Origin of the sequence: Psychrobacter sp. APC 3279 (assembly GCF_030407795.1) — a bacterium.
GTDB lineage: Bacteria > Pseudomonadota > Gammaproteobacteria > Pseudomonadales > Moraxellaceae > Psychrobacter.
In genome coordinates, this window is sequence record NZ_JASDCR010000017.1 from 49,653 (window position 1) to 65,099 (window position 15,447).

13 protein-coding genes are annotated in these 15,447 nt (G+C 43.3%); 9 read left to right on the forward strand and 4 right to left on the reverse strand.

The annotated features are described in order from the left end of the window. The first annotated feature begins 103 nt into the window (after nt 1–103). On the forward strand, nt 104–646 hold the full coding sequence (locus QL898_RS10210; RefSeq protein ID WP_290176710.1) for a redoxin domain-containing protein: 543 nt from the start codon (nt 104–106) through the stop codon (nt 644–646). 531 nt (nt 647–1,177) lie between these two features. Then, on the forward strand, nt 1,178–2,146 hold the full coding sequence (locus tag QL898_RS10215; RefSeq protein WP_290176711.1) for an acyltransferase: 969 nt from the start codon (nt 1,178–1,180) through the stop codon (nt 2,144–2,146). A gap of 155 nt (nt 2,147–2,301) precedes the next feature. Here the strand turns inward: QL898_RS10215 and QL898_RS10220 are convergent, their stop codons facing one another. Both QL898_RS10220 and QL898_RS10225 read right to left on the reverse strand, forming a co-directional pair. After that, entirely contained in the window at nt 2,302–2,985 is a 684-nt protein-coding gene (locus tag QL898_RS10220) for a cupin domain-containing protein (RefSeq protein WP_290176712.1), read from the reverse strand. Between the two features lie 92 nt (nt 2,986–3,077). Beyond that, entirely contained in the window at nt 3,078–3,941 is an 864-nt protein-coding gene (locus QL898_RS10225) for a universal stress protein (protein ID WP_290176713.1), read from the reverse strand. 377 nt (nt 3,942–4,318) lie between these two features. On the opposite strand from QL898_RS10225, the gene QL898_RS10230 reads away from it, so the two are divergent. The 7 genes from QL898_RS10230 (at nt 4,319) to QL898_RS10260 (ending at nt 12,914) form a co-directional block, all read left to right on the forward strand. After that, nucleotides 4,319–4,852: a DUF2058 domain-containing protein gene (locus tag QL898_RS10230; protein WP_290176714.1), complete on the forward strand. Its 534-nt coding sequence runs from the start codon at nt 4,319–4,321 to the stop codon at nt 4,850–4,852. A 455-nt stretch (nt 4,853–5,307) separates the two neighbouring features. After that, nucleotides 5,308–5,712, forward strand: coding sequence for a hypothetical protein (locus tag QL898_RS10235; RefSeq protein ID WP_290176715.1), 405 nt, complete (start codon nt 5,308–5,310; stop codon nt 5,710–5,712). A 334-nt stretch (nt 5,713–6,046) separates the two neighbouring features. Next, on the forward strand, nt 6,047–8,095 hold the full coding sequence (locus QL898_RS10240; protein ID WP_290176716.1) for a bifunctional TVP38/TMEM64 family protein/FAD-dependent oxidoreductase: 2,049 nt from the start codon (nt 6,047–6,049) through the stop codon (nt 8,093–8,095). A 168-nt stretch (nt 8,096–8,263) separates the two neighbouring features. Further along, nucleotides 8,264–9,562, forward strand: coding sequence for an ABC transporter substrate-binding protein (locus QL898_RS10245; RefSeq protein ID WP_290176717.1), 1,299 nt, complete (start codon nt 8,264–8,266; stop codon nt 9,560–9,562). Continuing rightward, on the forward strand, nt 9,559–11,322 hold the full coding sequence (locus QL898_RS10250; RefSeq protein ID WP_160021266.1) for an ABC transporter permease subunit: 1,764 nt from the start codon (nt 9,559–9,561) through the stop codon (nt 11,320–11,322). Before QL898_RS10245 ends, QL898_RS10250 begins: the two co-directional genes overlap by 4 nt. A gap of 79 nt (nt 11,323–11,401) precedes the next feature. After that, nucleotides 11,402–12,043, forward strand: coding sequence for an ATP-binding cassette domain-containing protein (locus tag QL898_RS10255; RefSeq protein WP_290176718.1), 642 nt, complete (start codon nt 11,402–11,404; stop codon nt 12,041–12,043). Nucleotides 12,044–12,287: 244 nt separating this feature from the next. Then, nucleotides 12,288–12,914, forward strand: coding sequence for a CDP-alcohol phosphatidyltransferase family protein (locus QL898_RS10260; protein WP_290176719.1), 627 nt, complete (start codon nt 12,288–12,290; stop codon nt 12,912–12,914). Between the two features lie 44 nt (nt 12,915–12,958). Here QL898_RS10260 and QL898_RS10265 read toward each other — a convergent pair whose 3' ends face one another. Both QL898_RS10265 and QL898_RS10270 read right to left on the reverse strand, forming a co-directional pair. After that, nucleotides 12,959–13,570, reverse strand: coding sequence for a TetR/AcrR family transcriptional regulator (locus tag QL898_RS10265; protein WP_160021269.1), 612 nt, complete (start codon nt 13,568–13,570; stop codon nt 12,959–12,961). Nucleotides 13,571–13,818: 248 nt separating this feature from the next. After that, on the reverse strand, nt 13,819–15,345 hold the full coding sequence (locus tag QL898_RS10270) for an aldehyde dehydrogenase family protein (RefSeq protein ID WP_240990927.1): 1,527 nt from the start codon (nt 15,343–15,345) through the stop codon (nt 13,819–13,821). Between the last annotated feature and the right edge of the window lie 102 nt (nt 15,346–15,447).

A 15,447-nucleotide genomic window follows, 5' to 3' on the forward strand; every position in this document is an offset into this window, starting at 1 on the left:
TACTTGGGACTACTGTAAACATCCCATACTTTTGCACTTAAGACTGCTAATGTAAGGCTGTTAAATACCAACCATAAAAATACTATTAAAAAGGATAAGAACTATGTCAACAGATTATGCTCAAAAAATTCAAGCCGGTACTACGTTTCCTGAAATGGAAGTACAAGTATTAAACGGTGAAATGACTTCATTAGGCAAACCTGAAAACGGTCATGACTGGAAACTGGTTGTTGTATACCGTGGTAAGCATTGCCCAATCTGCACAAAATATCTAAATACCTTAGAGACAGTAAAACAGTCTTTCTATGACGTCGGTGTCGATATCATTGCAGTATCTGCAAACAGCAAAGAACAGTTAGAAGGCCATCTAGATCAGATAGATGTCAGTTTCCCTATGGCTTATGGTCTGACTATCGAGCAGATGAACACGCTAGCTCTATATATATCTGACCCACGTTCAGAAAAAGAAACTGATCATCCTTTCGCTGAGCCTGCTGTGTTCGTTATCAATGCTGAAGGAAAAGTACATATCGTTGATATCTCAAACGCACCGTTCTCTAGACCAGATCTTGAAGCCTTGGCAAACGGTTTGGCTTTTGTTAGAAACCCAGAAAACAACTACCCTATCCGTGGTATGCACGGCTAATTGATATAGTAAATATAGAGTGTTGATTCACTCGATTATTTAGCTGATCGATATCTAACGGGTTAAATTATAGAGGGCGTATCGAGATAATTCTTGATACACCCTTTTTTTGTTTATTGATAACTTAATTGCTATCAAACGCAGTCGCTTCATATCTAACTTCATTAGTATTTGCTCAGTACTAATGTGTGAGTAGCACTGTGAATCTATAAAAAGAGGTTATAGACGAAACTCATAGACTAGCCAGCATATAAGGGCTATATTTGAGCTCGAAATATCATCATAGACACTTACCCTTTTAATTAATCTGTATTTCATTTTTTATCGGTTAGTTTTTATAAATAAAACAGACTGTGTTTATGGTCTGGTTCGTATTTCGCTTTGGCAAAATCTTGATATAATTGTACGTTCTAATTCACCAATGCTGTTTATTATTTGTTGTTAACACTCGTACACTGAGATTGATTTCTGCTAAAATCATGCAGCAACATTATCAATATCTCATCATAGGCATGAGTAAAAGGATTCGATATGCGATTGAAATCAATCGTTCAAAAACTACATGAACGCGCTCCAAAACTGGGCAAAGCTGCCTCACTGACGACGGCAACCAGCGTTATTACTTTTAATAGTATGTTAGCTGGGCTACCTGTATGGGTAATGGGTGCTACCAAGGCTATCACCGGTGCTGCCATCGCTGACAAAGCCGTTATCGATGTGACGAACTATTGGATCAATAGTAACAATGCATTGATCGATAACGTATTACCGCGCAAAGACTGGCGCATTAACTTACCTGATGATGTGCATACCAACGGTAAGTATCTACTGGTGAGCAATCATCAGTCATGGGTTGATACCAGTATCGTGCAATATATCAGCGAAAAACGTTTGCCATTAACGCGTTTTTTTACCAAGTTTGAGCTCATATACATCCCTGTCATTGGTCAAGCTTTCTACTTTCTCGACTTTCCTATGATGCGTCGTCATTCTAAAGAAGCCATCGCTAAAAACCCTGCTCTAAAGGGTAAGGATATCGAAGAAGCGAAACGAGCATGTGCATTGCTCAAGGACAAGCCCTTTACGCTATTGAACTATCTAGAAGGGACTCGCTTCACTCCTAGCAAACATGATAAGCAAGAATCCCCATATACACATTTACTTAAGCCACGCGCTGGCGGGTTATCACTGGCTATGAGTGCCTTAGGGGAAGAGATCGATGGGATTTTGGACATGACGATTGTCTACCCTGACGGTGTGCCTACTTATAGTGATCTATGGAAAGGTAACATCAAACGTCTAGGCGTCGATGTGCGACATATTGAGATACCCGAAGATCTGTTTACGGCGATCAAAAACGGCGGCTATGAAACAGATGAAGCGATAAAAGCACAGATGTTTGATTGGGTAGAGCAAATATGGCATCAAAAGGATCAGCTTATCACAGAAATGTTGGCTGACTTTGAGAACAAAGATGCTATCAAAACAAGTGATCTTTGATACTTTTACCTAAAGATACTCATATATAGATAAGAGTTTCTCATAGTGTAGTAAGTTCTAATACAGATAATTTGGCACCTCATGACTGAAAAGTTGACGTGCCAAAGTTTTTGATGATGTATGTTTTAATAACTAGCTATTAATAACGAAGTCATTCAAGCCTCTTCAATGTCTAAACCGATGACATGGTTAAGATGGCCAGTTTTTAGATATATTGTTGCGCCCTCCATCCCTGCTTTTATTTGTACATTTGTATCTATCGGTAGGCGTATCCAACTATTTTGCTGATATACCTGTCCACCCTCTATTAGCTCGCCTGCTACAACTAATATTTCTGCACCGTCATGGACTGCCTTAGTGAATAGCAACTCGCCTGCATCGATACGCTGTAGACTAACGTGTTCTACCCCATCGGAAAAAAGCGGGCAGACAGTACGGTTGCCTTGTTGCTGCCAATTAGCATCATTATAAGTGTCGATAGCCACGTGCTGCGTTTCGTCAGACGACATTTGCCGTAACTTGACGAAAATAACAGCACCTTCGTCACTATAAGGCCGATGACCTGAAGACGGTGGATTACGTAGATACCAACCTGCTGGATAATGAGTGTCATCTGCAGAAAAAGTGCCTGATAGTACTAAAATCTCTTCGCCGCCTGGATGCAGATGGTGCGGAAAGTAAGAGTTTGGCGCGTAACGTACAAGACTGGTAGCACGAGCCTTCTCCGCGCCCACACGATCAAGCATCACACGCTCTACACCGTTTTGTGGTGACTTAATCCATTGATGTGCTTCAGGAGTCAGTGAAGCGCGTTGTGAAAAATCCGCATTGATAAGCATAAAATATTCCAAAGGTATTAAATGATTAGGGCGTACCCACAATATAAAACTGAGGACACGCCCTAGACGATAAACACAAATATATGACGTTATTACCGCACTAGAATGACCGGCGATAACGTGCTAGCGATAATTTCTGTCGTTGTACTACCGAGAAACAATTGCTGCCATTTCGAATGTCCGTACGCACCCACCACCATAATGTCGACATTGTTCTCTACCTGAAACTTTAACAACCCATCTACCGCATCAGAAGCAGATAAATGATGTGCTTCAACGACAAACCCAGCATCTTCTAACTGTGCAGCGGCGGCGCTCATACTTTGCTTGGCGGCATCGTTATGATTGCCTACCATCACGATGTGACCTTTTAAACCTTTTAATAGTGGACTTTTTGACACCATTCGTGCTGCTTTAATAGAGGTTTTACTACCATCAAAGGCAATCATATAAGAGTTTGGCTCTTCAAATTTCTCCGAGCAAATCAATATAGGAATATCTGAGCCACGAGCGACCGTCTCAATCTGACTACCAATATTGATCCGACTGTTCTTATGATCTTCTCCGCGTCGTCCCATCACAATCGCACGATTTTCTTCTTTAAAATGCTCAATACTAGGAAGCAACTTACCGTGGCGTTGATAAACGCGAACATTGACATCAGCGAAACTGCTTTGAATGTGGCTTTTTGCATCTTGTACCAACGCATTACTATAGCTGTTGACGACTTTTGCTCTTTGCTCATCCAACTGGGACAACTCTTCTAACAAAAACTGACGACTATTTATGCCTATAGCACCTGATAAATCTCGTCTGGTCGATGCTGGTATGTCACTGACATGCAATAATCCAACAGGTACGTTTAGTTTACTGGCATACCACGCTGCATAGTCACAAACCGATTCAGTCACTGCCGAGCCGTCAATACAGGCCAAAATGTGCTGTGATGTTGTCATAATCTGTCCTTAAATTTAATTATTTAATCCTATACAGCTTGTTGGTTCTGACCAAGCTATGCTCTTTGGCTTATATACTCTGACTGGGGTATGTTTCATTTACCCTATAAGAGTTAGCTTTCAAAAATTATCTTATTAAGTAAATTTACCTCTTCATTTGATAATAACCAATTTACACGGCTTCATCCAGCGATGTGTGCAACCCTTTTGCAATAATTGTAATTTGTTACTGACAGCATCATGCATGGCTCACCGCAGACTGATACCTAGCTATATATAAAGTCTTATCATCGTCTGACCACATGCGCTAGCAAAGTTTGCTACAATGTATTTTTTAGCATTTATGATTTCGGTATCGTTATTTAGGTGATTGGATTATGGCAAAAAATGCCCTACAGGCTCAATTATTAAAGGCTGGATTGGTTGATAGCAAAAAGGCCAAGAAGATCAGCAAGCAAACGCAACATGCCAAGCGTACTGGTGACTCAGAAAGCGTCGAAGCAAAAAAAGCGTTGGCAGAGGCGCAAGCCCAAAAGCTAGAAAAGGATCAAAAGCTTAATCAAGAAAAGCAGCGCGTCTTGGAAGAGAAAGCGTTAAAAGCCAACATCGTGCAAATGATTAAGCAGCATCAAATTACTGAGACAGAAGGTGAGGTCAGCTATCAGTTTGTCGATGAGTCCAAGGTAAAGAAAATCGCTATCACTCAGAAACTCTACGATCAAATCGTGGCCGGTCACGTAGTCATCGCACGCTTGGAAGAAGGCTACGCACTATTGCCTCGTCCATTAGCTGATCGTATTGATTCAAAAATGGAAGGCTTTATGGTTGTGTCAAATGATACTGCTGAGGAAGCATTGGCAGAAGACGATCCATATGCCGCTTATGTGATTCCAGATGACTTGATGTGGTAAGGAATTATTCTACTGCTGTTGCCTTTACTATAGTGTTATAAGCATACCCTCAAAAGCCCTTTATAGAATTTATGTTCTATAAAGGGCTTTTTACATTTATACAAGTTAGGCAAATTTTTATAGCGCAAAATAAACGTTAAATGTGTCGATAGATTCAATCAAACGTACACAAATCGGGCTTCTTTAACCTAACATTGCTGGTTTGGTTAAAGAAAGTAACCTAGCGCTCTAATTGCCAGAACATGGATATAATCAACTTGAACAGTTATTCAATAACCACTACAATGCGTTTTTAGTACATTTTGTGGTAATACTTTGTTTATTTTTGAGTAATCACTCAACATTGTTCATATTTTACCTGTGTTTGTTACCTGATAGTTCGGTGCCATCGTGCCCGTTTTATTTGCTTAGCTTGTTTCAATTCACTTTCAGTTTTTCTCAACAAGAGATTATTTATGCCAAAACATTTACCACTCTCACTATTATTCCTTCGCCTTGGTGTTTTCATTGTGTTCTTCTTTTGGACGCTCGACAAATTTGTCAATCCTGACCACACCGCCAATGTATTTTCTAAATTTTATGCATTAGAAGGCTTAGGCACCAGTATCGTATACGTTATTGGTAGCTTACAAATCATACTGATCTTCTCGTTTGTCATGGGTTTATTCAAAAAATGGACATATGGCATCATTTTATTACTACACGCCGCCTCTACGTTTGCATCCTTTGGTCTTTATTTAACGCCTTTTGATAACTTGTTATTTTTTGCTGCATGGCCAATGCTGGCAGCCTGTTTAGCGCTGTTTTTAATGAGAGACTATGACACCCTAACATTGGGTAAAAATACGTCTCCAGTATAAATGCCAGCGGCAGTGCTTATTGCTACAGTAGTATAAACATCAGACAGCAAGACATAATGTATATACTATCAAGACTGCCGACTGCATTTTTTTATCGTAGTTAAGCGATTCAGACAATTCGATTTGATCGCCACCATTACTTAAACAGGATTGCTCAGGGATGAGTATTCTACAGTTTAAGCAATAACTACGATTTTAGCCTTCGCTCCCTTATTTGGCCGGATTTTTCATGATTAAAAGAATATTTTTAATACTATTAATATTGATATTAGCGGCAAGCTTTTTTCATTTTGACCTAAATCAATTATTGACGCTTGATGGCTTAAAAGGGTCGATGGCGCAATTTAATGAATACAAAGCGCAGTCACCGCTGTTGATTATCGGTGGGTTTTTCTTACTATATGTCGTCGTCACTGCCCTCTCCTTACCAGGCGCTGCGATTTTGACGCTAGCCGCGGGTGCACTATTTGGATTGGTTCAGGGCTTACTCGTTGCCTCATTTGCATCGAGTATTGGTGCTACCATTGCCTTCTTGGCATCGCGATATCTACTGCGTGACACTATCAAACAACGCTTTCCTGAGCGGTTGGCAGCTATTGATGCAGGCGTCGAAAAAGAAGGTGGATTTTATTTATTTACCTTACGTCTGGTACCCATATTTCCATTCTTTTTGATTAACCTATTGATGGGTGTGACGTCTATTAAAACATGGACTTACTACTGGGTCAGTCAAATCGGTATGCTGGCTGGAACGTTTGTCTTCGTCAATGCAGGGACACAGCTGGCACAGATAGACAGCTTATCGGGTATTTTATCTTTCAACTTAATTGTCTCGTTTGCGTTATTAGGTTTCTTCCCATTAATAGCAAAAGGAGTGTTGAACATGTTTAAAAAACGCCGTGTTTATAAAAACCACACCAAACCTAAAAAGTTCGATCGCAATATGATTGTGATTGGCGCAGGCGCAGGCGGATTGGTCACAAGCTACATTGCCGCCGCAGTCAAAGCAAAAGTCACACTAATTGAAGCAGGTGAAATGGGCGGCGATTGTCTAAATTATGGCTGCGTACCAAGTAAAGCCATCATTAAGAGCGCAAAAATCGCTGACCAAATTCGTCATGGGGAGAACTACGGTCTAGAGAACACCGTACCGCAGTTTTCGTTCAAAAAAGTCATGGCACGCGTACAGCAAGTAGTGGCTGATATCGCACCGCACGACAGCGTTGAACGTTATACCAATCTGGGCGTCGATGTGGTCAAAGGCTATGCCAAATTAGTTGACCCGTGGACAGTAGAAATTCAGCTAAATGACGGCGGCATGCAGACCCTAACAGCGCACACCATCGTCATTGCCACGGGCGCTCGTCCATTTGTACCATCTCTGCCAGGTATAGAAGAAACAGGCTACGTAACCAGTGACACGCTATGGACGAAGTTTGCTGAGCTAGAAGAAGCCCCGAAAAAGCTAGTAGTACTGGGCGGTGGACCAATCGGTAGCGAGCTTGCGCAAAGCTTTGCTCGACTGGGTTCTAATGTGACGCAAATTGAGATGAGCGATCGCATTATGGGTAAAGAAGACCTCGAAGTGTCTACCTTTGCTCACCAGTCGCTCACTGATAGCGGTGTCAATATCTTGACCTCACATCAAGCAATGCGCTGCGAGATGCGTGATGGTAAAAAATACATTATCGTCAAACACAATGAAACAGAAATCGATATCGAGTATGATGAGCTTCTTTGTGCCGTTGGTCGTAGCGCACGCCTTGAAGGTTATGGTTTAGAGGCGCTGGGTATCGAAACCAATCGTACGATCGTAACCAACGAATATTTAGAGACGTTATATCCCAATATTTTTGCTGCAGGCGATATCGTTGGTCCATACCAGTTTACTCATGTCGCTGCCCATCAGGGTTGGTACGCCGCAGTGAATGGTTTATTTGGCAACCTGAAGAAGTTTAAAGTAGATTATCGTGTCATTCCTTGGGTGACGTTTATCGACCCAGAAGTCGCTCGTATCGGTATTAACGAGCAAGAAGCCATTGATAAAGGCATCGATTACGAGATTACTCGTTTTGAGTTTGAAGAGCTGGATCGTGCCATTACAGATAGCGCAGCTAAAGGCTTTATCAAAGTCATTACGCCAAAAGGTAAGGACAAAATATTGGGTGTTACGGTAGTGTCTGAACATGCAGGCGACCTAATCGCTGAGTTTGTATTAGCAATGAAACACGGTCTGGGTCTCAATAAAATATTGGGCACCATTCATAGCTACCCTACTTGGGCTGAAGGCAACAAATACGCCGCTGGTGAGTGGAAACGTGCTCACGCCCCTGAGACCGTATTGAATTGGTTGGAGAAATACCATACTTGGCGTCGCGGTTAGTTAATGGCAGTTTGCTGGTAGGCATCGTTAAATGATGCGACTGGTAGGAAAGCTCTAAAAAAGCCGAACAAAGCTGGTTTAGATTTTGTGGTATTTGTTTGGTTTGACATGGCAGGCTATGAAATCTTTACCAGCTTTACTAACATTTAAATCATAACGGAAACTTGAATGCGCGTTATTACCACTTTACCGATGCTCAAACGTCTTACGCGATATAGCACCTACGCTATGGTGATGAGCATTTGTATTGGTATATCAGCAAGCACAGCATCGCCAACTACTGCCAATATTAACCAAGACTTATCACCTTGGCAGCAGATAGAAGCCCAAGGCAGCAACCAAGACGTTTACTTTTATGCATGGGGCGGTGATCCACAAATTAACGCCTATCTACAGTGGGTCAGCGATCAAGTCGATGATAAATATAATATCAACTTAGTCCATGTCAAATTGAGCGACACCAGTGAAGCAGTCAGTCGGGTACTCGCAGAAAAGTCCGCTCACAATGACGATCAAGGCAGTGTTGATTTGGTCTGGATTAATGGTGCTAACTTTGCCACCATGAGTGAGAACTCATTACTACTCAAGCAATGGGCAAACAAACTGCCCAATTTTGCGTTGACTGACCCAGAGAATAATCCAACCGTAAATTTCGATTTTGGTGTGCCGACCAACGGTATGGAAGCACCCTGGGGACAAGCCTCTCTGACGTTTTATTATGACAGCTTGTCGACCAGTAAACCGCCAACAACGCTAACTGAACTGACCACTTGGACAGCACAAAACCCTGGCCGCTTTAGCTACCCAAAACCACCTGATTTTTTGGGTATGAGTTTCTTAAAATACGTCTTAGTCATGCTGCATGAGCAACAAGACGCTCAAACGGGTAAAGACATTAGCGCACAGCTTAACTTGCCTGCCACCAAAGAAAACACCGAGCTCGTATTAGATCCGCTATGGGCATTTTTGGATGACTTTCATCCAACCTTATGGCGTAATGGCGAGCAGTTCGTGCAGACAGGTGCGCAGATGCGGCGCTTGGTCGATGATACTGAGCTGAGTCTCGCCTTTACCTTTTCGGCACCAGAAGTTCCTGCAGCCGTGCAGCGCTATGACTTACCCCAGAGCATTCGCAGTTATGCGATGAGTGACGGCAGCTTAAGCAATACTCATTTTGTTGCTATCCCTTATAACGCTAGCCATCCTCAGGCGGCACAATTAGTAGCCAACTTTTTGATGAGTCCAGAAGCCCAAGCAAAAAAACAAACCCCCTCGGTATGGGGTGACAAAAGCGTACTGGTTCAATCTACGCTTAGCCCTGCACAACAAGCATTATTCAAAACCAAGCAGCCTCATCCAAGCGCCCTGCCCTTTGACAGTGTCAAACGCACGGTAAGCGAGCCACATCCAAGCTGGGTAGAGGCCATCCAGCAAGGCTGGCAAGCACATTATGGGGTGAGTCCATGAGCCACGGTTTTGATAAAATAACGAAAAAAGGTGATAGTCCTAGACCTATTACGCTTGAGAAAAAAGATCTGTTTACGCGTATCGTGTCTTTTAGTCCCAAACTTTTAATTCTCATATTAATACTACCGGTACTCTGTGGCCTCATCTGTGTACTGTTGCCTGCCCTGAGCTGGGTTCCTGCCCTAGAAAAAACAACCTTAAACCTGCAAGGGTTTATAGTTCTATGGCAAACGCCTGGTATCACGCAGATGGCTGCATTAAGTCTTGCTACGGGACTGATCAGCACCCTACTTGCTTTTGTCATTGCCCTGATGATATTGGCTGCGTTTTTTAACAGTGTTTGGTTGCAGCGTATTGAGCATTTATTAAGCCCTATCTTGGTCATTCCTCATGCAGCCGCAGCCATTGCCGTTGGGTTTTTGATTGCGCCGTCAAGTATGTTTGCACGGCTCATCTCTCCGTGGCTAACTGGTTGGGAGATGGCACCCGATGGTATGTTTCCGCATGATCCATACGGTATCAGCATCATCTTGGGTTTAACCTTAAAGGAGCTGCCGTTTTTGCTATTAATGGCTTTAGGCGCGCTTGCTCAGCCTGAGCTTGGCAAAAAATTGCGTCAACAGTATACCGTTGCACTCAATCTTGGTTATTACCCAATTACTGCTTTTTTTAAGGCGGTCTTGCCCCTGTTATATCCTTTTCTGCGTTTACCGATTTTGGCCGTGTTGGCCTATGCCAGTGCGAGCGTTGAGATGCCGTTGATACTAGGCCCTAACACACCGCCAACGCTTGCTGTCTCTATCATACAATGGTTCAACGATGTTGACCTGACATTGCGTATCAAAGCATCAGCAGGCGCATTATTACAACTCGTACTGACAGCAGGTTTAGTCGCCTTTTGGCTGGGCGGCGAAAAAATTGTCAAGGCAATATTTAATGTTTCATCAGTTAATGGCAAACGTCGTTATGCAGATGCTATTTGGCAAAAAGTCACCGCTATGCTTACCGTAGGCGTGATTGGTTTTATGCTACTGTCACTTGCTGGCCTTGTTTTATGGGCATTTGCAGGATTTTGGCGGTTTCCAGCGATGCTACCAGAGCAATTCGTGCTATTACACTTTCAAAGTGCCTTTACTCAAATGAGCACACCATTGGTCAATACACTTAGCATTGGTGCCGTTAGTACTGCCTTTGCTGTTTTTCTGACGTTGCTATGCTTGGAAGCTGAGCAACTGAGTGCTAGGCCATTGTCACACTTCACCAGTTTTATTATTTACTTACCGCTACTGGTGCCAAGTATTGCGTTTCTATTCGGCTTAGTATGGTTACAGCAGTTGGCCAATCATCAATCAGAATTTTTTAATGTGGCGTTTGCCCATCTTTTATTCGTGCTACCGTACGTGTTTTTATCACTGGCCAGTAGTTATCGACGCCTAGATCCTCGTTTTGCTCATGTGGCCGCTAGCCTTGGCGCTGCACCTATTAAGGTATTCTTTCAGATAAAGCTGCCGCAGCTATTTGCTCCTATTTTGATTGCCATTGCTCTTGGTCTAGCGATTAGCTTTGGTCAGTATTTGCCAACTCTATTGGCAGGTGGTGGACGTATTGCCACTATCACGACTGAAGCGGTGACACTGGCAAATGGAGCCAGTAGGCGCACTAGTGCCGTCTATGCCATCATGCAAATGGCGCTACCGCTCATCGGTTTTATATTGGCTTGGATGCTACCCAAACATTTTTTTAGAAGTGGCGCTCGGTAGTAGGCTGGTCATAAACAAAAGCAAACGTTATCAAATATTAAAATAATCAGTCTTAAAAAACACAAATAAAGGGATCCTGATGCCATCATCTCTACAGATAAAAGACTTACAACTGTTTCGTCAAAACGAGCAGTTATTGAGTATCAATGAGCACATCGCTGGTGGCGACATCCTAACCGTGATGGGCCCTTCTGGTAGTGGCAAGTCCAGTCTACTAAACTGGCTAACAGGCACTTTGGCGAGTGATTTTACCGCGACGGGTACTGTCTGGTTGAACGATAAAAATGTGACTCACCTGCCTGCGCATTTGCGCCGTATTGGTGTGCTGTATCAAGACGCACTGCTGTTTTCGCACCTATCTGTCGCAGGCAACATTGCTTTTGCCATGCCAAAAGGAAACAAAAAACAGCGTGTTGAAAAAATAGCGCAATCTTTAGCCCAAGTGGGCTTAGAAGGGATGGGAGATCGTCATCCTGATAACCTATCAGGTGGTCAACAAGCACGTGTTGCCCTACTACGCACGCTGCTGAGTGAACCCAAAGCGATACTACTTGATGAGCCGTTTAGCAAACTTGATACTCAATTGAGAATGGATACGCGGCAATTGGTATTCGATCAGATTCGTACTCATAAGTTGCCTGCTATTATGGTCACGCACGACCAAAGCGACGCTGAAGCAGCCAATGGTAAAGTTATTTATCTAGGCCGTATCATCAATTAGCACATTGATACATTTAGTGGCCTTAAAATGGCTAAATTTTGTAAAACATCGTCAGAAATCTTGTCAATATATCCATATTTACGGCGAATTCTTCCTTGTTTGACTGCAATTTTTCTCATTTTAAGCTCCACAATCTAAATGATGACACGTCCCTAGGACAATAGCTTTGGATATCAGAGTCAAATATCAACGCTAAATACCCAATCAAAGTACCAAAATAAGCAAAATATAAAAGGCAGCTCTCATGTTAGACAAGTTTATCACGCCCGTCATCAAGCCACTGCTAACCCCAATAGTAGCGACATTGCATAAGCTCGGTATTACGGCTGATCAGCTTACGGTAGCTGGATTCTTGGTTGGTATGTTGGCACTACCACTACTCGCGTTTGAGCTATGGTATGGCGCGCTGGCAGCGATAATATTGAATCGTATCTTTGATGGGCTGGATGGCACAATGGCACGCTACGCAAAGCAAAGCTCTAGCGCTGGCGGCTACTTAGATATAACCCTCGATTTTTTGTTTTATGCCGCTGTGCCACTTGGGTTTATTTTGGCCAATCCTGCCCAAAATGCCATTGCAGGCGCGTTGTTATTAGCGGCATTTATCGGGACAGGTTCGAGCTTTTTGGCTTTTGCGATTTCTGCAGAAAAGTTTCAATTAGACAAGCCGCAGTTTAAATATAAGAGCTTTTATTATCTTAATGGTCTTACTGAAGGTACCGAAACTATTGCTCTTTTTATTGCTCTTTGCATTTGGCCTCAGCATTTTGTGCTACTTGCTGGTATCTTTGCTACTGCCTGCGCTGTTACTATTTTTACTCGTATACATGGTGGGTATCATACCCTCAAGCAGCTCGAATCTACCAAGTAAGCGTCTAAAGATATATACCATATTGAAACCCAGCCATAATACCGCTAAGCATTTACCGAATCATCGAGTCGCAGTGCTTCTATAGATAAGGCCATATCTTCAGCAAGGGCGTGTACCGTCGAGCTCTCTATGTCACGCTGTGCAAAGGCACGCAATCCCATGACTTCTGCCTGTAGACGGCGTCCAAGTCTAACCGGATCAAGCTCACTATCCATCTCACCGACACTCTGCGCCTCCTTAAAGCATTCTATAAATCGCGCCTCCATACCTGCCAGCAGCATTTCCACCTTGGTTAACGCTGTTTGCTCACGCGCACCCAGCTCTAGTAAGCTTTTGACCAACATACAGGCTCGGCTCGGTAACGCTTTATCACGAATCCCGCCAAGCTGACGTATATAAGCGGCAAGGCCTAATAAAGGCGTTTCATGATGGCTCAACACTCGCTCAAGCTCAGTCAATCCTAGACGCGCATAGTATTCTAGCGCTTCTTGAAACAAGCCTTCTTTGTTACCGAAAGCGGCATAGATACTGCCTGGGCGCATATCGAGCGCTTGCTCGATATCTTTTAGAGATGTGGCATGAAAGCCCTTTTGCCAAAAAAGCTGTAGCGCACGCTCCAAGGCGTCATGACGGTTGTAAAGTGCGGTGCGTGACATAATGTGCCCCATTTAAAAAGCCGTGACCTCATATAAAAATGGGCACGGCTATAAAACTTGAATGATTGCTCAATTTTATCCTAGATGGGTGCGACAGTAAAGTTAATATAAGAAACGGTCTGGTAAACAAACGTAATGCTAGGGCGCGACTTAGCTATCAACAATCACTCTACAATAATTCAACAGTCATGCTGATAGCTAGTAAATAGTCTCTACAGTGGCTAGTGACAAACTAGTTAAAAAACCAATTAATCGGTCAACAATACATGTTTGGTCTTCTGATAAGCGGACAAACCATCACCGCCCAACTCACGGCCGATACCGCTTTGCTTAAATCCGCCCCATCCTGCTTCTGGCAGTACGATTTGTTGCTCGTTAATCCAAATATGACCCGCTTTGATTTGTAGCGCCATCTCAAGCGCGGCAGTCTCATCGGCGCAAACGATGGTAGCTGCTAGAGCAAACTTGCTATCATTGGCTAGGCGAATAGCCTCTGCGTCGTCAGTAAAGGTTGCACAGATTAATACAGGCCCAAACACCTCCTCCATCCATAATTGGCTGGTCGTTGGCACATCCGTATAGACAGTTGGCATCGCAAAATAGCCAGATGCTTCTACTAACTCACCGCCAGTTAAGCAATCCAGATTTTCAGCTGTCGCAATATCAAAGTATTTCTTAACTTGGTTCAATTGCTGCTCGCTTACTAATGGACCCATTTGCGTCTCTGTCGCAAAACCATCACCAATTTGCAAACTTTCCGTTTTAACTTTTAACGTCTCAAACAGCTGTGTAGCGATATCTTGATGAACAACCAAACGCGACGTGGCCGAGCATATCTGACCTGCATTGGTAAATATACCGCCGATGATTAAATCACAAGCGTAATCAATATCAGCATCTGTACAGACCACAATAGCAGACTTACCACCCAACTCTAGGCTAATATCTTTGATGCCTTTTGCTGCTTGAACCATCACCTTTTCGCCGACGACATTACTACCAGTAAAAGACACTTTGTCAATCAGCGGATGGCTGGTCATAGCAGTGCCCACTTCAGCAGCACCTGGTAAAATATTAACCACCCCTTTCGGCAAGCCAATCTCAGATAAGATATTACCTAGCATAAGCTCTGGTAATAATGTCACCTCAGACGGTTTCAATAGCACGGTACAACCTGCCGCTAGCGCAGGGGCCAATTTCCAAGAAGTCGTCACCATTGGGAAATTCCAAGGGGTAATCAGCGCACAAATACCCACTGGCGAGTATGTCTTTAACAAACGAATGCCCGATTCAAGCGTTGATACTTTAGACCATGTTGCTTGCTCTGTGATGAGGTTGGCATAGTAGCGATAGCAAGCAATGGCGTCCCCGACGTCTATCTTCGCTTCCTCAATGGGCTTTCCGTTGTTTAATACAGACAGTCCAACCAAGGTATCGAATTGCTGCTCCATAGACTCTGCAATCGCATTTAGATAGCGGGCACGCTCGCTTACACTAGTCTGTGACCAACTAGCAAAGGCTTCATCAGCCGCTTCGACTGCCTGCTCTACATGGGCACTGGTGCATAAGCGCGTCGTTGCAATCACCTCGCCTGAATTTGGATCATACAATGCATGGTTATTTCTATTATCAAAGCTTGCATCACCAGAATCGGTCGCGAGGGCTTTAATCGTAACCCAGTCACCATTGATATAAGCGGCATTTAATACAACTTCGTTTTGAGCCGTTTGTATGGCAGTTTCTCTGGTTAATTCTGTAGAGTTCAGCATTTCCATAATGGTCAATCGCCTTATATGTTTGATCAAATTGTCTTTATGTACGTAACGTCCGTAATGTGATTGGCTAAATGGTCGGTGTAACTGCCTACAGAAAAACCG